The organism is Pseudomonas sp. EL_65y_Pfl2_R95 (assembly GCF_963971045.1).
Taxonomy (GTDB): domain Bacteria; phylum Pseudomonadota; class Gammaproteobacteria; order Pseudomonadales; family Pseudomonadaceae; genus Aquipseudomonas.
The window spans coordinates 1,096,448-1,119,577 of sequence record NZ_CAXAOV010000001.1 but is presented as its reverse complement, the minus strand read 5'-3'; the positions used below and the strand labels follow the sequence as shown (position 1 = coordinate 1,119,577).

The following is a 23,130-nucleotide window of genomic DNA, read 5'->3' as shown; positions in this document are numbered from 1 at the left end:
ATCGCCTTTTTTATGCCTGTAGAGGGCTAATTGATGTACTGGAACAGCTTGATGACTTTCTGCACACCGGAGACGCCCTGTACCACTTGCGAGGCGCTCTGGGCTTCCTGGCGCGTCACAAGGCCAAGCATATAGACGATGCCGTTTTCGGTGATGACCTTGATGTTGGTGCTCGGTACGTTGCTGTTGGCAAGCATTTCAGTTTTGATTTGCGCGGTCAGCAGCGAATCATTGCTGCGAGCGATCAGCGAAGTTGGCGGCAGGATTTGCAGTTCGTTGTAGACCTTTTTCACGCCTTGAACGGTGTTGGCCGCTCTTTCGGCCGTTTGCTTAAGCTCATCCCGTGGGGTTTGACCGGCTAGCAGGACAATGCCGTTGTAGCTGCTGACAACGATATGTGAGGTCGGGCTAGTCAGGTCAGGGCTGGCTTTCTGCACGGCGCTGCGCACGTCAGGGTCGAGCAATTTGTCGTCAATCGAGTTGCCGATGCTGCGGTTGCTGCAACCGCTAACCAATAAGGTTACCGCCAGTGCTGCAATGGCCAGTGGTGTACGGATCATTCTTCACTCCCGAATAGTAGGCTGTCGATTAGGTCGCACAAGCAATGGATGGTCAGAAGGTGTACTTCTTGTATGCGTGCGGTGGATTTTGCTGGGACACGGATTTCGACGTCCTCAGGCAGTAACAGTGAGGCCATATTGCCACCGTCGCGGCCGGTAAGGGCGACGACCGTCATTTCGCGGTCATGGGCAGCTTGGATGGCTTGAATAATATTGGCCGAGTTACCACTTGTGGAGATGGCCAATAGCACGTCGCCAGGCTGGCCCAGGGCGCGAATTTGCTTTGAGAAAATCTCGTTGTAGCTGTAGTCGTTCGCAATTGAGGTGATGGTCGAGCTGTCGGTGGTGAGGGCGATAGCCGGTAAGCTTGGACGCTCACGTTCAAAGCGATTGAGTAGCTCAGAAGAGAAGTGCTGGGCATCGCCGGCTGAACCTCCGTTGCCGCATGAGAGGATTTTGCCCTCGTTCAACAGGGCATTAACCATCGCCATGCTGCCTTGCTCGATAAGTGGTGCAAGGACTTCCATTGCCTGCTGTTTAGTGTCGATGCTGGCTTGGAATAACTGGTGAATACGGGCTTGCATATCCATCTAAGATGTCACCTTAAGTTTTGCGGGTGCAGAAGTTTAAATGTGTCTGGGGTGCTGCCTTATTGTGACCATGAATGGTTGACGGGTTCAGCTATCAAACGCATTTCTAATCCAATTCAATTGCAACTTGCCTTTGCTGGCGGCGTTTATGGCCACCACATCAAAGCGGCAGGGGTGTTGGTTCCAGCGTGATTCTTGTTGCAGAAAAGCCATGGCCACGTGGGTGAGCTTAGTGCGCTTGCGTGCATCCACGCTTTCGGTCGCACCGCCCCAGGCACTGTGGTGGCGAAAGCGAACCTCGACAAATACTACTGTATCGATGTCGAGCATGACCAGATCAAGCTCGCCTAGCCTGCACCGCCAGTTCTTTGCAATGAGGTGCAGGCCATGGTGTTCGAGGTGTTCGAGTGCCATGGCCTCAGCAGCGTTGCCGCTGCTTTGGCTGCTAGATCGGTCAATCAAGCGGGGTGTCGTTCAGGCGCTGAATCTGGCCGCCGGTGAATTTTGCCCAAGGCAACTGGCGTACAACTCGTTGCTGGGGGTCAAGGCTGAGGCTGCCGGTGAGGCCGTCAATGCGGGTGTTTGGCAGTGCCTTAAGCTGATCCAGGCGCGGTGCAAGGGTGAAGGCGTCTGCGCCCATTGCATAGAGGCGACCGAGGCTACCGCCTGCCTGCGGCCATTGGCTGACCACTTGCTGGCGGGTTGGGTCGTCTGTATTGAGCATCCATGGGGTTTCGCAAAATTGAATGCCTTCCATGTCCAGGTACTGGGCTTGGTTATACACGCCACTGTTGAGTGTGGATGTGGCATAGACCGGCATGTCACCTGCGTACTGGAATACCAGCGTTGGCTTGATCTGTTGCGCTTGCTGTGGCGTGGCGGCAAGGAATAGGAAATCAACATCCTGGCGGCGTGCAGGTTGAGCGGCGACGTCTGTGCCGAGTTTTTCCTCAATGTTTTTGCTGCGGTCCTCGCTCTGACGCAGTTGCAGGAGCTTGCCAATTTGTTGGGCCAGCTCTACTGGTTGGGCAATGCTCTGCGCTGCCAGTAATTCACCACCTTGGCCTTCCCAGCTTTCGCGGAAAGCTGCCAGTACGCGGTTGCCCCAGTCGCCACTTGGCGCCAAGGCAATCGCCCGGCGCATGCCGTCTGCCCAGGCGCGGCGAGCCGCTTCACGTGCTTCATCTTCAGCGGCAAGGCCAAATTGAAACAGTTGAGCAGGGCCTTCCTGATTACTTTGGCTGTAGTTCAGGGCCAGGGTTGTGATTGGAAGTTGTTCGCGGCTGCTCAGCTGGGTGACCAGATCTTTTTCCAGTGGGCCAACGACTAACTCAACGCCAGCACTCTGTGCCTGCTGGTAGAAGCTGTCCATGGAGCTGATTCGTGAGCTGTCATAAACCTGCACGTCGGGCAGTGTTTCGCCAGCTTGCTGGGCTTGATAATAAGCGGCCATGAAGCCGTCACGCAGGGCGCGACCCACGCTGGACAGTTTGCCTTCCTGGGGCAGCAGCAGGGCAATTTGGCCAATCGGCTTGCTCGACAGCTGTTTCAAATCTTGCAGGGGTTTTGGCAGTTGAGCTGCCGCCGGGTGGTCTGGGTGAGTGGCGACCCAGTTATCAATAGCGGCTTGCTGCTGTTCAAGGGTGGTCGCGCTTTTCGATGCGCGCGCAAGTGCCAGCCAGCCTGTCAGGTCGGCGTCACCTGTTGCTTGAAGTTGGTCGTTTGGCAGGCGGGAAACCAAAGCCCAGATCGCTTCGTGGTTGCTGGACGCTGCGCTTGCATCGCTAAGCAATGGCGCAATGTAGATGCGTTCGCGCGCGGCGGCGAGCAATTGACCGTCTTGCTCAAGGGCGTTGGCGCGCGTAAGTTGGCTGCGCACCTGCTGTTCAACGGGCAGTTCACCAAGGCGTTCAAAGCTCGGGTGGCTCAGTGCCTGCAAGGCAGCTTTGGGATTCTTTCGGGCCAATGCCAGTTCTGCGGCCAGGGTGCTGGCGAAGATTTGTTGGGCAGGTTTGAGGGTTTCAAGCTGAACCTGTTCAAGGATGCTGCTGGATCGGCCGAAGTCCTTTTGTTTATAGGCTTGGTCAGCTGCAGACAGGCGCAATAAATTAGCGTCTTCGGTCTGTGCGTCCCCTGCCTGCTGGAGCAATTGCTCAATGCTGGCTTGAGGTGTGCGCGGCAGTTCACCGACAGAGTTTGATGAGCTGGCACAAGCGGCAAGCAAGCCGACAAGGCAAAGGATGAGGAGCGGGCGCAGGCGGGCGATCATGTAAGCGTTCCTGATACTTGATCAAATGAGAGTTGAATTGTACCCAAGCTGGGCCATTGGTGCGATGTTGACGGCCCTTAAACGGGCTACAATGCGCGTTTTAGTGATAAATGAGGCGTGTGCAGTGACTTCTACAGATGCGTTGAGTTCAGCGTTGGGCACGCTTTATGTGGTTGCAACGCCCATTGGTAATCTGGAGGACATCAGTGCCCGTGCCCTGAAGGTGCTCAGTGAAGTGGGGCTAATCGCTGCAGAGGATACCCGGCATTCGGCGCGTTTGATGCAGCACTTTGGTCTATCCACACCGCTGGCAGCCTGCCATGAGCATAATGAACGTGACCAGGGTGGCAAGTTTTTGTCGCGTCTGCAGGCGGGTGAGGATGTCGCCCTGATTTCTGATGCGGGTACACCATTGATATCCGATCCTGGCTACCACTTGGTGCGCCAGGCGCGCGCTGCGGGTGTGGCGGTGGTCCCGGTGCCTGGGGCTTGCGCATTGATCGCGGCACTATCGGCAGCGGGCTTGCCATCGGATCGCTTTATATTTGAAGGTTTCTTGCCAGCGAAGTCGGCGGGTCGTCGGTCGCGTCTTGAGCAGGTTAAGGAAGAGCCGCGCACCCTTATTTTTTATGAGGCGCCGCACCGTATTGCTGAGTGCCTCGAAGATATGCGCGCCATCTTCGGTGACGAGCGCCCGGCCTTGTTGGCCCGTGAGCTGACAAAAACCTTTGAAACCCTTAAAGGCTTGCCGTTGGCAGAGTTGAGTGCCTGGGTGGCGGTGGACAGTAATCAGCAGCGCGGCGAATGTGTGGTGTTGGTGGCAGGCTGGCAAGCCCCCGAAGGTGATGCTGCGGTCAGTGCCGAAGCCTTGCGTGTGCTCGATTTGTTATTGAAAGAAATGCCCCTGAAGCGAGCGGCGGCCTTGGCGGCGGAAATTACCGGGGTGCGCAAAAATTTGCTGTATCAGGTGGCGCTGGAGCGTCAGGCAGAAAATTAATGGTTGCCAATATGCTGCGTGATGCGGCGCGCTGAACTTGCTTATCCGTTGTTGAAGCTGGATTTTTTACCCCGCCAATGCTCGGTTACGCTTGTTCTAACGGCCAAGTGCAATTACCCTAGGCGGCGGAGAGTCGATCGGACAGTCGCTGCCGCATTTCGTTCGCGATATGTGGGGGAGGAAAGTCCGGGCTCCATAGGGCAGAGTGCCAGGTAACGCCTGGGAGGCGTGAGCCTACGGAAAGTGCCACAGAAAATAACCGCCTAAGCGCTTCGGCGCCGGTAAGGGTGAAAAGGTGCGGTAAGAGCGCACCGCGCGGCTGGTAACAGTCCGTGGCTAGGCAAACCCCACTCGGAGCAAGACCAAATAGGGTTTCATTGGCGTGGCCCGCGCTGAAACCGGGTAGGTTGCTAAAGGCGTGCAGTGATGTACGTCGTAGAGGAATGACTGTCCTCGACAGAACCCGGCTTACAGATCGACTCTCCACCTTTCTTCTTGGTAGTACGCTTGGTGTCCTTCCTTGCGGTTCTAATACCTAAATAGTCTTACTCTTAACAAACTACTTTAAGTTTGAAGTGCAGCTATATGCTTGTGCTGACATTTAGTATTTAAAACCCGACTTAAGCTGTTCTCCCACCTTCGTAAAATTCGCTAAATCTCCGTTCTATAAGGGTTTTTCCCTGTTTAAGCACCTTGACGGTGGGGTATGCGCGTTCCTATAGTGTGCACAGGTGGTAAGAAGTGGCGCAAAGTGGGTTTTTTGGGCATGGAAAGCTAAATAACAAGGGGAAGCGCAATCGTGTTTCGTGGAGCCAACACCATAAGTCTCGACGCAAAAGGTCGACTCGCGATGCCAAGCCGGTATCGGGACGAGCTCGTGTCGCGCTGTGCTGGCCAGTTAATCATCACGATTGATGCAATTGACCCTTGTTTATGTGTGTATCCATTGCCTGAGTGGGAGCTTATTGAAGCCAAGCTTCGTGAGCTGGCCTCCTTTCGCGAAGAAAACCGCCGTTTGCAGCGTTTGTTGATCGGTAATGCGGTTGACCTGGAGCTGGATGCCAGTGGTCGCTTTCTGGTGCCGCCCCGCTTGCGCGAATACGCCAAGCTGGACAAGCGCGCCATGTTGGTCGGCCAACTCAATAAATTTCAATTGTGGGATGAAGACTCCTGGAATGCCGTGGCAGATGCCGATTTGGCCGCTATCAAGCAACCGGGTGCTTTGTCTGACGATCTACGTGACTTAATCCTGTGACTATTAATAGCGACTTCCGCCATATAACCGTGCTGCTCGACGAGGCTGTCGCAGGGCTGGCTGTGCGCGCAGACGGTTGCTACATGGACGGGACATTTGGGAGGGGCGGGCATAGCCGGCTTATCCTTGAGTCGCTCGGCCCTGATGGCCATTTGCTGGGGTTCGATAAAGACCCCCTGGCAATCGCCACAGGGAATGCGCTAGCGGCCGAAGACGGCCGCTTTGTCGTTGTGCAGAGAAGTTTTGCGGAACTTTCTGCAGAGGCGGCTGTCCGCGGGTTGTCGGCCAAGGTCAGCGGTATTTTGCTCGATCTGGGTGTGTCTTCGCCGCAATTGGATGATGCCACCCGTGGCTTTAGCTTTCTTAACGACGGTCCGCTGGATATGCGCATGGACCCTTCGCGGGGTGTCAGCGCTGCGCAGTGGATTGCCAGTGCCAGCGAAGAAGAAATTGCCCGGGTTTTTAAAGAGTATGGCGAAGAACGTTTTGCCAGGCGCATGGCGCGTGCCGTGGTTATGCGTCGCGCAGAGCAGCCATTCGAGCGCACTGCCGATTTGGCGCAGGTGCTGACCGTTGCCAATCCTGCCTGGGAAAAGGGTAAAAACCCAGCCACCCGTGCTTTCCAAGGGCTGCGCATCTACATCAATAATGAGCTTGGTGATCTTGAGCTTGGTCTTGATGCCGCGTTGGAAACACTTGAAGTCGGCGGTCGCCTGGTGGTGATCAGCTTCCATTCGCTGGAAGACCGTATTGTTAAGCAGTTTATGCGTAAGCACGCCAAGGGTGAGCAAGACAAGCTGCCCCGTGACTTGCCGATCATCCCTAAAGCATTTGAACCACGCCTGAAGTTAATTGGTAAGCCCGTGTTTGCCTCAGAAGCCGAGCTCAAGGCCAATCCGCGCTCCCGTAGCGCCGTAATGCGCATCGCGGAGAAGTTACGGTGAATCTGCGCATGGCGAAATCCTTTCCACGTGGCAGCGTGTTGATGCTGGCGCTATTTGTCGCCGTGCTCGCCTCAGCGCTGGCTGTTTCTTACTGCGCGCATTGGAATCGCCAACTGCTCAATGAACTCTATTCCGAGCTGAGTGTGCGTGACAAGGCGCAGGCTGAGTGGGGGCGATTGATTCTTGAGCAAAGCACTTGGACGGCGCACAACCGTATCGAAACACTGGCCAGTGAGCAGCTCAACATGCGCATTCCCGATGCCGCAGAAGTGCGGATGGTGAAGCCATGATCAAACTTGAAGGCGCACTTTACCCTTGGCGTTTCCGTCTTGTTTTGCTGCTCATGGCAGCCATGGTGGGTGCCATTGTCTGGCGCATCGTTGACCTGCAGATTTTTGACCACGACTTCCTTCAGGCCCACGGCGATGCGCGCAGTGTTCGTCATATTCCAATTCCTGCACACCGCGGCTTGATGACGGATCGCAACGGCGAGCCGTTGGCGGTGAGTACTCCGGTGACCACGCTTTGGGCAAACGGCAAAGAGCTACAGGCGGCTAAAGATATGTGGCCAACCCTGGCGCAAGCCTTGGGTCAGAATCCCGCTGATTTTGCCAAACGTCTGCAAGCTCACGCCAAGCGTGAGTTTATGTATTTGGTGCGGGGCTTGACGCCAGAGCAAGGCCAGAAAATTCTCGACCTCAATGTGCCTGGGGTCTACTCAATTGAAGAGTTCCGCCGCTTCTATCCTGCTGGAGAAGTGGCTGCGCAGGTGGTTGGTTTTACCGATGTCGATGATCGCGGCCGTGAAGGCATGGAATTGGCTTTTGATGATTGGCTGGCAGGTGTGCCGGGCAAGCGTCAGGTGCTTAAAGACCGGCGCGGACGACTGATTAAAGATGTTCAGGTTAGCCAGAACGCCAAAGCCGGTAAGGCGTTGGCGTTGTCGATTGACCTGCGCCTGCAATACCTTGCGCACCGCGAGTTACGCAACGCTCTGGTCGAGTTCGGCGCCAAGGCAGGCAGTCTGGTGATGATCGATGTAAAAACCGGCGAAATTCTGGCCATGGTTAACCAGCCAACCTATAACCCCAACAACCGCAGCACCCTCCAGCCTGCGGCTATGCGCAACCGGGCAATGACCGATCTGTTTGAGCCGGGTTCGACCGTTAAGCCATTCTCCATCAGTGCGGCATTGGAAAGTGGTCGCTGGAAACCCACTGATACCGTGAATGTGGCGCCAGGCTGGTTGCGTGTGGGTCGGTACACGATTCGCGATGTGTCGCGTAACAGTGGTGTGCTCGATCTGACCGGGATTTTGATCAAGTCGAGTAACGTCGGGGTCAGCAAGGTCGCGTTTGATATCGGCGCCGAAGCAATCCACGACGTGATGCGCCAGGTTGGTTTTGGCCAAGATACCGGTTTGAGCTTCCCGGGCGAGCGCGTGGGTAATCTGCCGACCCATCGCAAGTGGGGCCAAGCCGAGACTGCAACGCTGGCCTATGGCTATGGCCTTTCGGTGACAGCTGTTCAACTTGCGCATGCATATACCGTGCTGGCCAACGATGGCCGCTTGGTGCCTTTGTCGCTGATTCGAGTCGATAAAGCGCCAGATAGCGTGCAGGTTATTCCAGAAGACATTGCCAAGACTGTGCAGGGCATGTTGCAGCAAGTGATTGAAGCGCCGGGTGGTGTCTATCGGGCAAAAGTACCGGGTTACCACGTAGCGGGTAAGAGCGGGACTGCCCGTAAAACCACAGCCGGGACCAAAGGCTACACCCCGCACGCCTACCGCTCGCTGTTTGCCGGCTTTGCCCCGGCACAAAATCCACGTATCGCGCTGGCGGTGGTGATCGACGAACCGACTAAAGATGGCTATTACGGCGGCCTCGTTTCGGCACCGGTCTTCAGCCGAGTGATGGCCGGTGGCTTGCGCTTGATGAATGTCACGCCAGACAACCTGCCATCTGAAGAAGACGTGAAAACAGTTGATGCCACATCGAGTAAAGGAGGGCGCGGCTGATGCCTATGCCTCTTAATCAGCTGTTACCTAAAGCGAGCAGCAGCGTTTTGATTCGCGAATTGACTCTGGACAGCCGCAAAGTCCGCCCAGGTGATCTGTTTTTGGCGGTCCCGGGCTTGAGTCAAGACGGTCGTGAGCATATCGCCGATGCGCTTGAGCGCGGCGCTGCAGCCGTGGCCTATGAGGCTGGTGGCGCTTTTGACATGAGTGTCGATAAAGCCGAACTGGTTGCGATCAAGGATTTGGCCGGACAACTGTCTGCGATCGCAGGACGCTTTTATGGCGAGCCGAGTCGCGGCTTGCACATGGTCGGGATCACCGGCACTAACGGTAAAACCAGTGTTAGCCAGTTGTTGGCTCAGGCGCTCGACACGCTGGGCGAGCGTTGTGGGATTGTTGGCACCCTGGGCAATGGGTTCTACAACGGCCTCGCCCAAGGACTGCATACCACGCCAGACCCGATTGGCGTGCAGGCAGTGCTGGCTGATCTGAAAAAATCCGGTGCGCGTGCAGTGGCGATGGAAGTGTCGTCGCATGGGCTTGACCAAGGCCGGGTTGCAGCGCTGGCCTTCAATGTCGCGGTGTTCACTAACCTCTCCCGCGACCACCTGGATTACCACGGCACCATGGAAGCCTACGGCGCGGCCAAGGCCAAGCTGTTTGCCTGGTCGGGCCTGCGTTGCCGGGTAATCAATCTGGATGATGCATTTGGCCAGCAACTGGCCGGGCAAGATCATGAGTCGCGTTTAATCAGCTACAGCCTGAACAACGCCGACGCTTACCTGCATTGCCGTGATATTCAGTTTGACGATCAAGGCGTGCGCGCAACATTAGTTACACCGCGCGGGGAAGGCAGTCTGCGCAGCTCGCTATTGGGGCGGTTCAATCTGAGCAACCTGCTTGCCGTGGTCGGTGCCTTGCTCGGTCTGGATTACGCGCTGGACGAAATACTCAAGGTCTTGCCAGGCCTGCAGGGCCCCATTGGCCGTATGCAGCGGTTGGGCGGGCGTGAAGTTGCTGGGGTTAAACAACCACTGGTCGTGGTGGACTACGCACACACACCGGATGCGCTGGAAAAAGTACTCGAGGCCTTGCGTCCACACGTCAAGGGCCAGTTGCGCTGTGTGTTTGGCTGCGGCGGCGACCGTGATCGCGGCAAGCGTCCGTTGATGGCCGCCGTCGTTGAGCGCCTGGCTGATCAAGTCATAGTCACAGATGACAACCCGCGCAGTGAATCACCTGAGCAAATCTTCGCTGATATTCGTGACGGTTTGGTTAATGCCGAGGGTGCACAGTTTATTGCCGGTCGTGGTGCTGCCATCGCACAAGTGATTGGCGCTGCTCAAAGTGATGATGTGGTGGTACTCGCCGGCAAAGGCCATGAGGACTACCAGGAAATAAATGCAGTGCGCCAGCCATTCTCTGATTTGCAAGAAGCGACCAAAGCCTTGTCAGCATGGGAGGTGGCTCATGCTTAAAGCATTGCGCCTAAGCGAAATCGCTGACGCATTGAATGCGCGGCTGATCGGTGACGATTGCACCTTTGCCGCAGTCGGCACTGACAGTCGCTCGATCAAGCCGGGGCAGCTGTTTGTTGCCCTGGCCGGGCCAAATTTCGACGGCCACAATTATCTGGCCGATGTGAGTGCAAAAGGTGCGGTTGCTGCGTTGGTCGAGCGTGAAGTTGCAGGCGCACCGCTGCCGCAATTGTTGGTGGCTGATACGCGACGTGCCTTGGGGCAGTTGGGTGCAATCAATCGTCAGGCCTTTGGTGGACCCTTGGCTGCTGTAACCGGTTCGAGCGGTAAAACCACGGTCAAAGAAATGCTTGCCAGCATTCTGCGCGAAGCCTTTGTTGAGCATGGCGATGCAGTATTGGCCACCCGTGGCAACCTGAACAATGAACTGGGTGCTCCGCTTACCCTGCTCGAGCTGGCACCTGAGCACAAGGCTGCGGTCATTGAGTTGGGTGCATCGGGGGTGGGTGAAATAGCCTACACCGTAGCTTTGGCTCAGCCGCAAGTTGCCATCATCACCAATGCTGGCACCGCCCATGTCGGAGAGTTCGGCGGTCCAGAGAAAATCGTTGAGGCCAAGGGCGAAATACTACAAGGCTTGGGTGATGACGGCGTGGCAGTGCTCAATCTCGACGACAAGGCGTTCGCGACGTGGGCAGCCAAGGTCAAAGGCAAGCGCGTGCTGAGCTTCTCTATGCACAACGCAACGGCTGACTTCTTCGCCACAGAGATTGCCCGCGATTGCCGTGGCTGCCCTAACTTCCACCTGCACAGTGAACAAGGTCAGGCGCGAATTCAGCTCAACTTGCTCGGTGAGCACAACGTCAGCAATGCCTTGGCTGCCGCTGCTGCTGCAAGCGCATTGTCGGTCCCACTGGTGGATATCAAAGCCGGTCTGGAGGCCTTGCTTCCGGTCAAGGGTCGCGCGGTGGCGCAACTGACGGACACGGGCATGCGGGTAATTGATGACAGCTACAATGCCAACCCCGCGTCGATTTGCGCGGCGATTGATATTCTTGCCGGCTTTTCCGGGCGTACCGTGCTGGTCTTGGGTGACATGGGCGAGTTGGGCGCATGGGCCGAGCAAAGCCACCGTGATGTTGGCAGCTACGCCAAAGGTAAAGTCGATGCGCTCTACGCCGTCGGCCCTCTGATGGCCTATGCCGTTGAAGACTTCGCTACAAATGGCCGGCATTTCGCTGACCAAACCAGTCTGATCCAAGCCCTGCAGGCTGAGAGCAGTGACAGCACAATTCTAATTAAAGGTTCACGCAGCGCCGCGATGGAAAACATCGTGGCGGCGCTTTGTGGCACGTCTGGGGAGAAACACTAATGCTGCTGCTGCTGGCTGAATACCTGCAACAGTTCCACACGGGCTTCGCGGTGTTTCAATACCTGACACTGCGCGGCATCCTGGGCGTGCTCACCGCGTTGGCGCTGTCCCTGTGCTTGGGGCCGTGGATGATTCGCACCCTGCAGATTCGTCAGATTGGACAGTCGGTCCGCAATGATGGTCCGCAGTCGCACCTGTCGAAGAAAGGCACGCCCACCATGGGCGGCGCGCTTATCCTATCCGCCATTGCGGTCAGTACCTTGCTCTGGGCTGACCTGAGCAATCGCTATGTGTGGGTGGTATTGGCCGTGACGCTGCTGTTTGGCGCCATTGGTTGGGTCGATGATTATCGCAAAGTGATTGAGAAAAACTCCCGGGGATTGCCGAGCCGTTGGAAGTACTTCTGGCAGTCGGTGTTTGGGCTGAGTGCGGCAATCTTTCTGTTCGTCACCGCGCAAACCCCAGTCGAAACCACGCTGATTCTGCCGCTGCTTAAAGATGTCAGCATTCCGCTGGGTGCAGGGTTTGTGATCCTCACGTATCTGGTTATTGTCGGCTCAAGCAACGCGGTCAACCTGACAGACGGCCTCGACGGCCTGGCTATTCTGCCAACCGTCATGGTGGGTGGCGCGTTGGGGATCTTTTGCTACCTGTCGGGCAACATCAAGTTTGCCGATTACCTGTTGATTCCATACGTGCCGGGGGCAGGTGAGCTGATCGTGTTCTGCTCCGCCTTGGTCGGTGCCGGTTTGGGCTTTCTGTGGTTCAACACCTATCCGGCTCAAGTCTTTATGGGCGATGTCGGCGCGCTGGCGCTTGGCGCTGCACTGGGCACCATTGCGGTGATCGTGCGTCAGGAAGTGGTGCTGTTCATCATGGGCGGTGTGTTCGTGATGGAAACCCTATCGGTCATCATTCAGGTCGCCTCCTTCAAGCTAACCGGCAAGCGGGTGTTCCGCATGGCGCCCATTCATCACCACTTTGAACTCAAGGGCTGGCCTGAACCACGGGTCATCGTTCGTTTCTGGATCATCACCGTAATCTTGGTGTTGATCGGCCTTGCCACTCTTAAACTGCGCTGAGGACGAGATGAGTCTGATTGCTTCTGATCACTTCCGCATTATTGTCGGCCTCGGCAAGAGCGGTATGTCCCTGGTGCGCTTCCTGGCGCGCCAAGGCGTACGCTTTGCTGTTGTCGATACGCGTGCGAACCCGCCGGAGCTGAGCGCCTTGCGTGAACAGTTTCCGCAGGTCGAAGTGCGTTGTGGTGATCTGGACGTCGAGTACCTCTGCCGTGCGAGTGAATTGCTGGTTAGCCCGGGTATTGCGCTGGCGACCCCCGCTTTGCAGGAAGCAGCAAGCCGTGGCGTGAAAATCTCCGGCGACATCGAACTGTTCGCCCGTCATGCAAAAGCGCCAATCATTGCCATTACCGGCTCGAACGCGAAAAGCACGGTCACCACCTTGGTTGGTGACATGGCTGTGGCGGCGGGCAAGAAGGTGGCCGTTGGCGGCAACTTGGGCACTCCGGCCCTCGATCTGCTTGATGATGACGTTGAGTTGTACGTCATGGAGCTGTCGAGCTTCCAGTTGGAGACCACCGATCAGCTCAATGCTGAAGTGGCAACTTGCCTGAATATCAGCGAAGACCACATGGATCGCTACAGCGGCTTGCCGGCCTATCATCTGGCCAAGCACCGGATTTTCCGTGGCGCCAAGCAGGTGGTGGTGAATCGGGATGATCCATTGTCGCGGCCGCTGATTGCTGATCAAGTGCCCTGCTGGAGTTATGGCTTGGGTAAACCCGATTTTCAGCGTTTCGGTTTGCTTGAAGAAAAGGGTGAGAAATTCCTTGGTTTCAAGTTTGAGAGCTTGATGCCAGTGCGCGAGCTGAAGGTCCGTGGCGCCCATAACCAGTCAAATGCCTTGGCGGCCTTGGCCCTGGGCCATGCTGTTGGCCTGCCGATGCCGGCGATGCTCGAGAGCCTGAAGAAATTCACCGGTCTGGCCCATCGCTGCCAGTGGGTGGGCGAGCGTCAGGGCGTGAGTTACTACGATGACTCCAAAGCCACCAATGTGGGTGCTGCGCTGGCAGCCATTGAGGGCTTGGGTGCAGATATCCAAGGCAAGTTGGTGTTGATTGCCGGTGGTGATGGCAAAGGTGCTGATTTCTCGGCGCTGGCCAAGCCTGTGGCCAACTTCTGCCGCGCTGTGGTGCTGCTGGGTCGTGATGCTGAGCGCCTGGCCAAAGCGCTGGGTGATGCCGTGCCGCTGTATCAGGTTAGAACCCTTGATGAGGCAGTACTGCGCAGTGCCGAGCTCGCCGAGTCAGGTGATGCCGTGTTGCTGTCGCCAGCCTGTGCCAGCCTCGATATGTTCAAAAACTTTGAAGAGCGCGGCCGTTTGTTCAGCCAAGCAGTGGAGGGCCTCAACTGATGCTGTCCTTCCTGCGTCCTTATCCTTCGCCCCTGTTCAGCCGTCGCGGCTTTGATATGGACTTTGGCTTGCTTGCCGGTTGCCTGGCGCTGCTGGGCCTGGGGCTGGTGATGATTTCATCAGCCTCTACCGAAGTGGCTGCGGTGAACACCGGCAACCCGCTCTATTACATGATTCGCCACCTTATCTATCTACTGATTGGCCTGGGCGCGGCGGGTATTGTGGTCATGATTCCCTTGGCGACTTGGCAGCGCTGTGGCTGGCTGTTGCTGATTGCTGCAATCGGTTTGCTGGTGATGGTGCTGATCCCCGGAGTTGGTCGTGAGGTTAACGGCTCCATGCGCTGGATTGGCTTTGGTGCCTTCAACATCCAGCCCTCGGAAATTGCCAAAGTGTTTGCGGTGATTTACCTCGCCGGCTATCTGGTTCGTCGTCAGGAAGAAGTGCGGGAAAGCTGGGCGGGTTTCTTCAAGCCCTTTGTCGTGCTGCTGCCAATGGCCGCCTTGCTGCTGGCTGAACCTGACTTTGGTGCCACCGTGGTGATGTTTGGTGCTGCCGCGGCGATGTTGTTTCTAGGTGGTGTGGGCCTGTTTCGCTTTGGTCTCATGGTGTTGCTGGCCGGTGGCGCAGTATTCGCCTTGGTCCAGGACCCGTATCGCTGGGCGCGGATGACCAACTTTGCCGACCCATGGGCTGATCAATTCGGCGCGGGTTACCAGCTTAGCCAGGCCTTGATTGCCTTTGGCCGTGGCGAATGGTTCGGCGTTGGCCTGGGCAACAGCATCCAGAAGCAATTCTATCTGCCAGAAGCCCACACTGACTTTGTATTCTCGGTGCTCGCTGAAGAGTTGGGCATGGTCGGCGCGCTGATAACGGTCGCCTTGTTTGTATTCGTCTGCGTCCGTGCGCTGTACATCGGTTTGTGGGCTGAGCGGGCCAAGCAGTTCTTTGCCGCTTACACCGCATACGGATTGGCATTTTTGTGGATTGGTCAGTTTTTGATCAATATCGGGGTAAACATCGGCCTGCTGCCAACTAAAGGCCTGACCCTGCCATTCCTCAGCTACGGCGGTAGCTCGCTGGTGATCTGCTGCATCAGCTTGGCGCTGTTACTGCGTATTGAGTGGGAATGCCGCAATCAGTTTGGCAGCGAAGACGTCGAGTTCACTGAGGCGGACTTTGCTGAAGATCAGCCGGTCAAGCCGAGCCCTGCCAAGGAGGCCAATCATGCGCGGTAATGTGCTGATCATGGCCGGTGGCACTGGTGGCCATGTGTTCCCGGCGTTGGCCTGCGCGGCCGAGTTCAAGGCGCGTGGCTATAGCGTTCACTGGTTGGGTACGCCACGCGGCATCGAAAACGAATTGGTGCCTGCCGCTGGTTTGCCGCTGCACCTTATCAATGTGTCAGGGTTGCGCGGCAAGGGTAAGTTGTCACTCCTTAAAGCGCCCTTCCAACTGCTTAAGGCCTTGTTTCAGGCGCGTAAAGTAATGCGTCAGCTTGAGCCGGTGTGCGTACTGGGGATGGGCGGCTATGTCACCGGTCCAGGTGGCTTGGCTGCCAAGTTGGCAGGCGCGCCATTGATCATTCACGAACAAAATGCAGTGGCGGGAACCGCTAACCGCAGCTTGGTGCCATTCGCCAGTCGCGTGTGCGAGGCCTTCCCGAATACCTTCACCGACTCTGAGAAGCGCCGTACTACGGGTAATCCGGTGCGTGAAGAGTTGTTTCTTGAAACCCCACGCGACAGCTTGCAAAACCGCAGGCCGCGATTGCTGGTCATGGGTGGCAGCCTTGGCGCTGAGCCCTTGAATAAATTGCTCCCTAGTGCGCTTGCGCAGGTCTCTGCAGAGCTGCGCCCTGAGGTGTTCCATCAGGCAGGCAAGCAACACGCTGAATTGACTGACGAACGTTATCGCGAAGCGGGCGTCGAAGCGCAGGTCGCGCCGTTTATTAAGGACATGGCTCAGGCATATGCATGGGCTGATCTGGTGGTTTGCCGCGCTGGCGCGCTGACTATCAGTGAGCTGGCCGCCGCTGGGCTGGTTTCATTTTTGATACCGCTTCCGCACGCCATCGACGATCACCAAACACGCAATGCCGATTATCTGGTGAGTGAGGGTGCAGCCATCCTCCTACCCCAACGCTCCACTGATGCAGCCGCGCTTGCTGCACAGCTGACCGAGGTTTTGATGCACACCGAACAACTGACCGCAATGGCCGCCAAGGCGCGCCAACTGGCCAAGCCTGACGCAACCCGCACAGTGGTCGATATCTGCCTGGAGGTGGCCCGTGGTTGAGAATCAAAAAGCGTATCCGCAGCCTGAGATGCGCCGTATTCGCCGCATTCACTTCGTCGGCATCGGCGGTGCAGGTATGTGCGGTATTGCCGAGGTTCTGTTGAACCTGGGCTATGAGGTTTCCGGCTCCGACCTTAAAGCATCACCTGTGACCGAACGTCTCGAAAGCTTTGGGGCGCACATCTTTATTGGTCACCGTGCCGAAAACGCCGAGAGCGCCGATGTATTGGTGGTGTCGAGTGCAATCAATACAGCCAACCCGGAAGTCGCAGTTGCGCTTGAGCGCCGCATTCCTGTTGTGCCGCGTGCCGAGATGCTGGCCGAACTGATGCGCTATCGCCACGGTGTGGCGGTTGCGGGTACCCATGGCAAAACCACCACGACCAGCCTGCTTGCCTCGGTGTTTGCCGCTGGCGGCCTTGATCCGACCTTTGTTATCGGTGGCCGGCTCAATGCTGCCGGTACCAATGCCCAGCTTGGCACCAGCCGCTACCTGATTGCCGAAGCGGATGAAAGTGACGCCAGCTTCTTGCACCTGCAGCCCATGGTTGCGGTTGTCACCAACATCGATATGGATCACATGAGCACCTATGAAGGGGACTTCAATCGTTTGAAGAAAACCTTCATCGAGTTCCTGCACAACCTGCCGTTTTATGGCCTGGCAGTAATGTGTGTGGATGACCCGGTGGTGCGCGAAATTCTGCCCCAGGTCGCACGTCCCACCATGACTTACGGATTTGATGAAGGCGCCGATGTGCGTGCGATCAATGTTCGTCAGCAAGGCATGCAAACCTTCTTTACCGTGTTACGCCGCGACAGTGAGCCACTGGATGTGTCGGTCAACATGCCCGGTAACCACAATGTGCTCAATGCATTGGCAACGATCGCCATTGCCACGGATGAAGGCATCTCTGACGAAGCCATCGTACAGGGCTTGTCGGGGTTTCAAGGCGTCGGTCGCCGTTTCCAGGTATATGGCGAGCTGCCGGTTGAAGGCGGTGAAGTGATGCTGGTTGATGACTATGGTCACCACCCGCGTGAAGTTGCTGCGGTAATCAAAGCCGTGCGCGGCGGATGGCCAGAGCGTCGCCTGGTCATGGTCTACCAGCCGCACCGTTTCAGCCGGACCCGCGATCTCTACGACGATTTCGTTCAGGTGCTCGGTGAGACCAATGTGCTGCTGTTGATGGAAGTCTATCCCGCCGGTGAAGAACCGATTCCGGGGGCCGACAGTCGTCAGTTGTGTCACAGCATCCGTCAGCGCGGCCAACTGGACCCTATTTACATCGAGCGCGGTGTTGATCTCGCGCCATTGATCAAGCCACTTCTGCGCGCGGGCGACATCCTGTTGTGCCAAGGCGCAGGCGACATCGGTGGCTTGGCTCCACAACTGCTCAAGAGCCCACTGTTTAGCGCGTCTGCAGGTAAGTCGAAATGAGTGTTTTGAAGTCAGAGCTGCCGGTTAGCGCATTCGGCCGTGTTGCTGTGTTGTTTGGTGGCAAGAGCGCAGAGCGCGAGGTTTCACTGAAATCGGGCAATGCCGTGCTTAAAGCATTGCAAGCCGCCGGGGTCGATGCCTTTGGTATCGATGTAGGCGATGACTTGCTGCAACGCTTGCTCAACGAAAAAATCGACCGAGCCTTCATTGTTCTTCACGGCCGTGGCGGTGAAGACGGCAGCATGCAGGGTTTGCTCGAGTGCGCAGGTATTCCTTACACCGGCAGCGGCATCCTTGCATCGGCATTGGCAATGGACAAACTGCGCACTAAACAAGTTTGGCAGAGCCTGGGTTTACCGACACCGCGTCACGCCGTATTGGCCAGTGTTGAAGACTGCCAGGCCGCAGCCCGCGATCTGGGATTCCCGCTGATCGTCAAGCCAGCGCACGAGGGTTCGAGTATTGGCATGGCCAAGGTCAACAGTGCAGATGAGTTGGTCGCTGCGTGGCAAGACGCTTGTCAGTACGACAGCCAGGTTCTGGTCGAGCAGTGGGTCCACGGCCCTGAATACACCATCGCCACCTTGCGTGGACAGGTGCTGCCACCGATTGGCTTGGGCACCCCGCATAGTTTCTACGACTACGACGCCAAGTACCTGGCCAACGATACTCAGTACCGCATTCCAAGCGGTCTGGATGCGGCCAAGGAAGACGAGCTTAAAACCCTCACCGAGCGCGCTTGTGAGGCCGTAGGTGTGCAGGGTTGGGCGCGGGCGGATGTGATGCAAGATGCCAGTGGCAAGTTTTGGTTGCTTGAGGTGAATACGGTTCCGGGCATGACCGATCACAGTTTGGTGCCTATGGCTGCGCAAGCCGCCGGTTTGGATTTCCAACAGTTGGTGTTGGCGATTTTGGCCGACAGTATTGAGGCTCGGGGTTAAGTCATGAACGCCATTGCCCGCCATCAGCCAGGAACGACCCGTGCCCCCGTGCGCGGTAAGCCTGCGCAACGCGGTGCCAGCCGTTTGGTGGATAAGGAGCCGTTGGGTTCGCGCTTGCGCAAACCGAATCTGACCATCCTCAAGCGCCTGACGTGGCCGTTGCTGCTGCTGGCGCTGGGCTTTGGTGCATATGAGCTGTCAGTACGCCTGATGCCTTACGCCGATCGGCCAATTGCCAAGGTCAGCGTTGAGGGTGATCTGAGCTATGTCAGCCAGAAAGCGGTTCAGCAGCGAATCGCGCCCTACATCAAGGCGAAGTTCTTCAGTGTCGATTTAACGGGCATGCGCCACGAGCTGGAACAAATGCCCTGGATTGCCAGTGCTGCGGTCCGTCGGGTGTGGCCAGACCAGATTGTGGTCAGCCTTGAAGAGCAAATGCCGATTGCCCGCTGGGGTGATGGCTCGCTGCTGAACAACCAGGGTCAGGCCTTCGCACCAGAAGAATTGGCGCATTACGAACATTTACCGCAGTTGTACGGTCCTAAGCGTGCGCAACAACGGGTTATGCAGCAATACCAGGTGCTGAGCCAGATGTTGCGGCCGATGGGATTTTCAGTTGCACGGCTTGAACTGCGTGAGCGCGGAAGCTGGTTTTTAGTGACATCACAGGGGGTCGAGCTGCTGTTAGGGCGTGATCACCTCGTCGAGAAAATGCGCCGCTTTATTGCCATTTACGACAAAGAATTGAAAGAGCAAATCGCGAATATCGCGCGTATCGATCTGCGTTACTCCAACGGCCTGGCCGTTGCGTGGCGTCAGCCGGACGCGCCCACGGCGGCAGAAACCGCTGCTGTGCAGTGAATCAGGAGAAGGCAATACACATGGCAAACGTTGAGAGTGGCAAGATGATCGTTGGCCTCGACATAGGCACCTCTAAAGTGGTGGCGCTGGTGGGCGAAGTTACCCCAGACGGCCAATTGGAGATCGTCGGTATCGGTACGCATCCATCTCGCGGCCTGAAGAAGGGCGTGGTGGTTAATATCGAGTCGACAGTGCTGTCGATCCAGCGCGCGGTAGAAGAGGCGCAGCTGATGGCGGGTTGCCGGATTCACTCGGCATTCGTCGGTGTTGCAGGTAATCACATTCGCAGCCTCAACTCACACGGCATCGTCGCTATCCGTGATCGCGAAGTGAGCCGCGCTGACCTTGAACGTGTGCTGGATGCCGCCCAGGCGGTCGCTATCCCGGCCGATCAGCGGGTGCTGCACACCTTGCCGCAGGATTACGTGATCGACAACCAGGAGGGTGTTCGTGAGCCACTGGGTATGTCAGGCGTACGTCTTGAGGCCAAGGTTCATGTGGTCACCTGTGCAGTGAATGCCGCTCAGAACATCGAAAAGTGCGTGCGTCGCTGCGGCCTTGAGGTGGATGACATCATCCTCGAACAACTGGCTTCGGCCTATGCCGTGCTGACTGACGACGAGAAAGAGCTGGGTGTGTGCCTGGTTGATATCGGTGGTGGTACGACTGACATCTGCATCTTCACTGAAGGTGCAATCCGCCACACCGCGGTCATCCCGATTGCGGGAGATCAAGTCACCAACGACATCGCCATGGCACTGCGCACCCCGACGCAGTACGCCGAAGAAATCAAGATTCGTTATGCCTGTGCCTTGGCCAAGCTGGCGGGGCCTGGTGAAACCATCAAAGTGCCAAGCGTGGGTGATCGTGCCCCCCGTGACTTGTCTCGCCAAACCCTGGCTGAGGTGGTCGAGCCGCGTTATGACGAACTGTTCACCTTGATTCAGGCCGAGCTGCGCCGCAGCGGTTATGAGGACCTGATTCCAGCGGGCATCGTCCTGACGGGCGGCACCTCGAAGATGGAAGGTGCGGTAGAGCTGGCCGAAGAAATTTTCCACATGCCCGTGCGCCTGGGTGTTGCTCAGGGCGTTAAAGGGCTGGGTGATGTGGTGCGTAACCCGATTTATTCAACAGGTGTTGGCCTGTTGCTGTACGGGCTGCAGAAGCAGGCCGACGGCGTATCCATGTCTTCGCTGGGCAGCAGTGGTTACAGCGACGACAAGAAAGAACCGGTACTTGAGCGTTTGAAGCGTTGGGTACAGGGCAACTTCTGAGTGTTCAGTGGTTGTTAAAGCGTGTGCAGTAGGCGTTATAAAACTAGAGTGTAAAGGAGAGGGAAAATGTTCGAACTCGTAGATAACATCCCGCAGAGCGCAGTTATCAAAGTTATCGGTGTCGGTGGCGGTGGCGGCAATGCCGTAAACCACATGTGCGTCAGTAACATTGAAGGCGTTGAATTCATTTGCGCTAACACCGACGCTCAGGCGTTGAAGAACATTGGTGCGCGCACCGTCCTGCAACTCGGCACTGGCGTGACTAAAGGCCTGGGTGCGGGTGCTAATCCTGAAGTTGGCCGTCAGGCTGCTTTGGAAGACCGCGAGCGTATCGCTGAAGTGCTGCAGGGCACTGACATGGTCTTCATCACCACGGGGATGGGTGGCGGTACCGGCACCGGCGCTGCTCCTGTGATCGCAGAAGTCGCCAAAGAAATGGGGATTCTGACCGTTGCTGTTGTAACGCGTCCGTTCCCGTTCGAAGGCCGCAAGCGTATGCAAATTGCTGAAGAGGGCATCCGTTCTCTGTCGCAGAGCGTTGACTCGCTGATCACCATTCCTAATGAAAAACTGCTGACCATCCTCGGCAAAGATGCCAGCTTGCTGTCGGCTTTCGCTAAGGCTGACGATGTACTGGCCGGTGCCGTGCGCGGTATCTCCGACATCATCAAGCGTCCAGGTATGATCAACGTCGACTTTGCTGACGTTAAAACCGTGATGAGCGAGATGGGCATGGCGATGATGGGCACTGGTTGCGCCAGTGGTCCGAACCGCGCTCGTGAAGCCACTGAAGCGGCAATTCGCAACCCACTGCTGGAAGATGTAAACCTGCAGGGCGCGCGTGGCATCCTGGTTAACATTACCGCCGGTCCTGACCTGTCATTGGGTGAGTACTCCGACGTGGGTAACATCATTGAGCAATTCGCGTCCGAGCACGCCACCGTTAAAGTGGGCACCGTGATCGACCCGGATATGCGCGATGAGCTGCACGTGACTGTGGTTGCCACGGGCCTGGGTGCCAAAATCGAGAAGCCGGTCAAGGTTATCGACAACACCATGCAGGTCAGTTCAGCGCCAGTTTCAGCACCTTCGGCTACCCAGTCGGCCCCAGCTGCTACGGCAGCACCGCGTGAGCAAAGCGTTAACTACAAAGACTATGAGCGTCCAACCGTTCAGCGTCAGAGCCACGGTGCTGCGACTGCAGCGAAGTTGAATCCGCAGGACGATCTGGACTATCTGGACATCCCTGCTTTTCTGCGCCGTCAGGCCGATTAATGAAATGTATCAGGAGCATTAGGGTGATTGGTATTCAGCAAAGGCCGGTTCTGCTATCATCGCCGGCCATTGTTGAAAACAATTCGCAACTAGCGCTATAGCGGCCAGAGACATGATCAGACAACGCACCTTAAAGAACATTATCCGCGCCACTGGCGTCGGCCTGCATTCGGGGGAAAAGGTTTACCTGACCCTGAAGCCGGCACCTGTGGACACTGGTATCGTGTTCCGACGTACCGACTTAGACCCTGTCGTAGAAATTGCTGCGCGGGCGTGCAACGTCGGTGAAACCACCATGTCAACCACTCTGGTGAATGGTGACGTCAAGGTTGATACGGTAGAGCACTTGCTTTCGGCCATGGCAGGCCTGGGCATCGATAACGCCTACGTCGAACTCTCTGCATCCGAAGTACCGATCATGGACGGCAGTGCAGGTCCTTTTGTCTTCCTGATTCAATCCGCTGGCCTGCAAGAGCAGGACGCGGCTAAGAAATTCATCCGGATCATTCGTGAAGTGACTGTGGAGGAGGGCGACAAGCGCGCCACCTTCGTACCATTTGAAGGGTTCAAGGTGAGTTTCGAAATCGATTTCGATCACCCTGTTTTCCGTGACCGTACGCAAATGGCAAGCGTTGACTTCTCTAGCACCTCCTTTGTTAAGGAAGTCAGTCGTGCACGAACATTTGGTTTCATGCGCGACATCGAGTTCCTGCGTTCGCAGAACCTGGCACTCGGCGGCAGTGTAGATAACGCCATCGTGGTCGATGAAAACCGCGTGTTGAACGAAGACGGCCTGCGTTATGAGGACGAGTTCGTTAAACATAAGATTCTCGATGCGATCGGCGATCTCTACCTGCTGGGTAACAGCTTGATTGGTGAGTTCCGTGGTTTCAAATCCGGACACGCCCTGAACAACCGTTTGTTGCGCGAATTGATTGCGCAGCCGGATGCCTGGGAAACCGTGACCTTTGATGATCCGAAGAACGCGCCGATTTCCTACATGCGTCCAGTGGCTGCGGGTTAAACCGAACACTCTCCGCTTTATGCTTAAGGCCACCCAACGGTGGCCTTTTTTATTAGATTTTTTGCAAGGGGCACTGCCAGCCCGTTCGGCAAGTACGC

General features: G+C 56.8%; 21 protein-coding genes and 1 other RNA gene. 18 read left to right on the top strand and 4 right to left on the bottom strand.

All coding sequences use genetic code 11. The features are described 5' to 3' along the window. Positions 1–26: 26 nt before the first annotated feature. From AACY09_RS05300 to AACY09_RS05285, 4 genes are all read right to left on the bottom strand, one after another. Entirely contained in the window at positions 27–560 is a 534-nt protein-coding gene (locus AACY09_RS05300; RefSeq protein ID WP_339486483.1) for a BON domain-containing protein, read from the bottom strand. Continuing rightward, a complete protein-coding gene (locus AACY09_RS05295) occupies positions 557–1,150 on the bottom strand; it encodes a phosphoheptose isomerase (RefSeq protein ID WP_339486482.1) in 594 nt (197 codons plus the stop codon). The genes AACY09_RS05300 and AACY09_RS05295 overlap by 4 nt, the downstream gene beginning before the upstream one ends. 87 nt (positions 1,151–1,237) lie before the next feature. Then, positions 1,238–1,609, bottom strand: a complete 372-nt coding sequence (locus AACY09_RS05290) for a YraN family protein (protein WP_445323791.1) — start codon at positions 1,607–1,609, stop codon at positions 1,238–1,240. Next, positions 1,605–3,419, bottom strand: a complete 1,815-nt coding sequence (locus tag AACY09_RS05285) for a penicillin-binding protein activator (protein WP_339486480.1) — start codon at positions 3,417–3,419, stop codon at positions 1,605–1,607. Before AACY09_RS05285 ends, AACY09_RS05290 begins: the two co-directional genes overlap by 5 nt. 91 nt (positions 3,420–3,510) lie before the next feature. Here AACY09_RS05285 and rsmI point away from each other — a divergent pair, with 91 nt between their 5' ends. The 18 genes from rsmI to lpxC all read left to right on the top strand — a co-directional run bounded on the left by rsmI (position 3,511) and on the right by lpxC (position 23,032). Beyond that, on the top strand, positions 3,511–4,416 hold the full coding sequence (gene rsmI / locus AACY09_RS05280) for a 16S rRNA (cytidine(1402)-2'-O)-methyltransferase (protein WP_339486479.1): 906 nt from the start codon (positions 3,511–3,513) through the stop codon (positions 4,414–4,416). A 129-nt stretch (positions 4,417–4,545) separates the two neighbouring features. Next, positions 4,546–4,903, top strand: an RNA gene (gene rnpB, locus AACY09_RS05275) — RNase P RNA component class A. Positions 4,904–5,215: 312 nt separating this feature from the next. Next, complete coding sequence (gene mraZ / locus AACY09_RS05270) at positions 5,216–5,671, top strand: division/cell wall cluster transcriptional repressor MraZ (RefSeq protein ID WP_087518065.1); 456 nt, start codon at positions 5,216–5,218, stop codon at positions 5,669–5,671. 2 nt (positions 5,672–5,673) lie between these two features. Beyond that, complete coding sequence (gene rsmH / locus AACY09_RS05265; RefSeq protein WP_339487084.1) at positions 5,674–6,615, top strand: 16S rRNA (cytosine(1402)-N(4))-methyltransferase RsmH; 942 nt, start codon at positions 5,674–5,676, stop codon at positions 6,613–6,615. 8 nt (positions 6,616–6,623) lie between these two features. Next, positions 6,624–6,905 (top strand): cell division protein FtsL, encoded by a 282-nt coding sequence (ftsL, locus tag AACY09_RS05260; RefSeq protein ID WP_339486478.1) that lies wholly within the window; start codon positions 6,624–6,626, stop codon positions 6,903–6,905. Further along, positions 6,902–8,635, top strand: coding sequence for a peptidoglycan D,D-transpeptidase FtsI family protein (locus tag AACY09_RS05255; RefSeq protein WP_445323771.1), 1,734 nt, complete (start codon positions 6,902–6,904; stop codon positions 8,633–8,635). Before ftsL ends, AACY09_RS05255 begins: the two co-directional genes overlap by 4 nt. After that, positions 8,635–10,113 (top strand): UDP-N-acetylmuramoyl-L-alanyl-D-glutamate--2,6-diaminopimelate ligase, encoded by a 1,479-nt coding sequence (locus tag AACY09_RS05250; RefSeq protein ID WP_339486477.1) that lies wholly within the window; start codon positions 8,635–8,637, stop codon positions 10,111–10,113. Before AACY09_RS05255 ends, AACY09_RS05250 begins: the two co-directional genes overlap by 1 nt. Next, positions 10,106–11,485 (top strand): UDP-N-acetylmuramoyl-tripeptide--D-alanyl-D-alanine ligase, encoded by a 1,380-nt coding sequence (locus tag AACY09_RS05245; protein ID WP_339486476.1) that lies wholly within the window; start codon positions 10,106–10,108, stop codon positions 11,483–11,485. Before AACY09_RS05250 ends, AACY09_RS05245 begins: the two co-directional genes overlap by 8 nt. After that, positions 11,485–12,567 carry a phospho-N-acetylmuramoyl-pentapeptide-transferase gene (gene mraY, locus AACY09_RS05240; RefSeq protein WP_339486475.1) on the top strand — a complete coding sequence of 361 codons (1,083 nt, stop codon included), beginning with the start codon at positions 11,485–11,487 and terminating at the stop codon, positions 12,565–12,567. Before AACY09_RS05245 ends, mraY begins: the two co-directional genes overlap by 1 nt. A gap of 7 nt (positions 12,568–12,574) precedes the next feature. Further along, positions 12,575–13,921 carry a UDP-N-acetylmuramoyl-L-alanine--D-glutamate ligase gene (gene murD, locus AACY09_RS05235; RefSeq protein WP_339486473.1) on the top strand — a complete coding sequence of 449 codons (1,347 nt, stop codon included), beginning with the start codon at positions 12,575–12,577 and terminating at the stop codon, positions 13,919–13,921. After that, positions 13,921–15,159 (top strand): putative lipid II flippase FtsW, encoded by a 1,239-nt coding sequence (gene ftsW, locus AACY09_RS05230; RefSeq protein WP_339486472.1) that lies wholly within the window; start codon positions 13,921–13,923, stop codon positions 15,157–15,159. Before murD ends, ftsW begins: the two co-directional genes overlap by 1 nt. Further along, positions 15,149–16,219 carry an undecaprenyldiphospho-muramoylpentapeptide beta-N-acetylglucosaminyltransferase gene (murG, locus tag AACY09_RS05225; protein ID WP_339486471.1) on the top strand — a complete coding sequence of 357 codons (1,071 nt, stop codon included), beginning with the start codon at positions 15,149–15,151 and terminating at the stop codon, positions 16,217–16,219. The genes ftsW and murG overlap by 11 nt, the downstream gene beginning before the upstream one ends. Before the next feature lie 28 nt (positions 16,220–16,247). Next, a complete protein-coding gene (gene murC, locus AACY09_RS05220) occupies positions 16,248–17,657 on the top strand; it encodes a UDP-N-acetylmuramate--L-alanine ligase (protein WP_339487081.1) in 1,410 nt (469 codons plus the stop codon). Then, positions 17,654–18,598 carry a D-alanine--D-alanine ligase gene (locus tag AACY09_RS05215; protein ID WP_339486469.1) on the top strand — a complete coding sequence of 315 codons (945 nt, stop codon included), beginning with the start codon at positions 17,654–17,656 and terminating at the stop codon, positions 18,596–18,598. The genes murC and AACY09_RS05215 overlap by 4 nt, the downstream gene beginning before the upstream one ends. 3 nt (positions 18,599–18,601) lie before the next feature. Continuing rightward, a complete protein-coding gene (locus tag AACY09_RS05210) occupies positions 18,602–19,459 on the top strand; it encodes a cell division protein FtsQ/DivIB (RefSeq protein WP_339486468.1) in 858 nt (285 codons plus the stop codon). Positions 19,460–19,479: 20 nt separating this feature from the next. Further along, positions 19,480–20,733, top strand: a complete 1,254-nt coding sequence (ftsA, locus tag AACY09_RS05205; RefSeq protein WP_339486466.1) for a cell division protein FtsA — start codon at positions 19,480–19,482, stop codon at positions 20,731–20,733. A gap of 66 nt (positions 20,734–20,799) precedes the next feature. Beyond that, entirely contained in the window at positions 20,800–22,008 is a 1,209-nt protein-coding gene (gene ftsZ / locus AACY09_RS05200) for a cell division protein FtsZ (protein WP_339486465.1), read from the top strand. A 112-nt stretch (positions 22,009–22,120) separates the two neighbouring features. Then, a complete protein-coding gene (gene lpxC / locus AACY09_RS05195) occupies positions 22,121–23,032 on the top strand; it encodes a UDP-3-O-acyl-N-acetylglucosamine deacetylase (RefSeq protein WP_339486464.1) in 912 nt (303 codons plus the stop codon). Positions 23,033–23,130: the final 98 nt, after the last annotated feature.

Bases quoted from the DNA above. Each gene is read 5' to 3' on its own strand.
- AACY09_RS05300 (WP_339486483.1), bottom strand. From the start codon at position 560: ATGATCCGTACACCACTGGCCATTGCAGCACTGGCGGTAACCTTATTG.
- AACY09_RS05295 (WP_339486482.1), bottom strand. From the start codon at position 1,150: ATGGATATGCAAGCCCGTATTCACCAGTTATTCCAAGCCAGCATCGAC.
- AACY09_RS05285 (WP_339486480.1), bottom strand. From the start codon at position 3,419: ATGATCGCCCGCCTGCGCCCGCTCCTCATCCTTTGCCTTGTCGGCTTG.
- rsmI (WP_339486479.1), top strand. From the start codon at position 3,511: ATGCGCGTTTTAGTGATAAATGAGGCGTGTGCAGTGACTTCTACAGAT.
- ftsL (WP_339486478.1), top strand. From the start codon at position 6,624: ATGGCGAAATCCTTTCCACGTGGCAGCGTGTTGATGCTGGCGCTATTT.
- AACY09_RS05255 (WP_445323771.1), top strand. From the start codon at position 6,902: ATGATCAAACTTGAAGGCGCACTTTACCCTTGGCGTTTCCGTCTTGTT.
- AACY09_RS05250 (WP_339486477.1), top strand. From the start codon at position 8,635: ATGCCTATGCCTCTTAATCAGCTGTTACCTAAAGCGAGCAGCAGCGTT.
- AACY09_RS05245 (WP_339486476.1), top strand. From the start codon at position 10,106: ATGCTTAAAGCATTGCGCCTAAGCGAAATCGCTGACGCATTGAATGCG.
- mraY (WP_339486475.1), top strand. From the start codon at position 11,485: ATGCTGCTGCTGCTGGCTGAATACCTGCAACAGTTCCACACGGGCTTC.
- murD (WP_339486473.1), top strand. From the start codon at position 12,575: ATGAGTCTGATTGCTTCTGATCACTTCCGCATTATTGTCGGCCTCGGC.
- ftsW (WP_339486472.1), top strand. From the start codon at position 13,921: ATGCTGTCCTTCCTGCGTCCTTATCCTTCGCCCCTGTTCAGCCGTCGC.
- murG (WP_339486471.1), top strand. From the start codon at position 15,149: ATGCGCGGTAATGTGCTGATCATGGCCGGTGGCACTGGTGGCCATGTG.
- murC (WP_339487081.1), top strand. From the start codon at position 16,248: ATGCGCCGTATTCGCCGCATTCACTTCGTCGGCATCGGCGGTGCAGGT.
- AACY09_RS05215 (WP_339486469.1), top strand. From the start codon at position 17,654: ATGAGTGTTTTGAAGTCAGAGCTGCCGGTTAGCGCATTCGGCCGTGTT.
- AACY09_RS05210 (WP_339486468.1), top strand. From the start codon at position 18,602: ATGAACGCCATTGCCCGCCATCAGCCAGGAACGACCCGTGCCCCCGTG.
- ftsA (WP_339486466.1), top strand. From the start codon at position 19,480: ATGGCAAACGTTGAGAGTGGCAAGATGATCGTTGGCCTCGACATAGGC.
- ftsZ (WP_339486465.1), top strand. From the start codon at position 20,800: ATGTTCGAACTCGTAGATAACATCCCGCAGAGCGCAGTTATCAAAGTT.
- lpxC (WP_339486464.1), top strand. From the start codon at position 22,121: ATGATCAGACAACGCACCTTAAAGAACATTATCCGCGCCACTGGCGTC.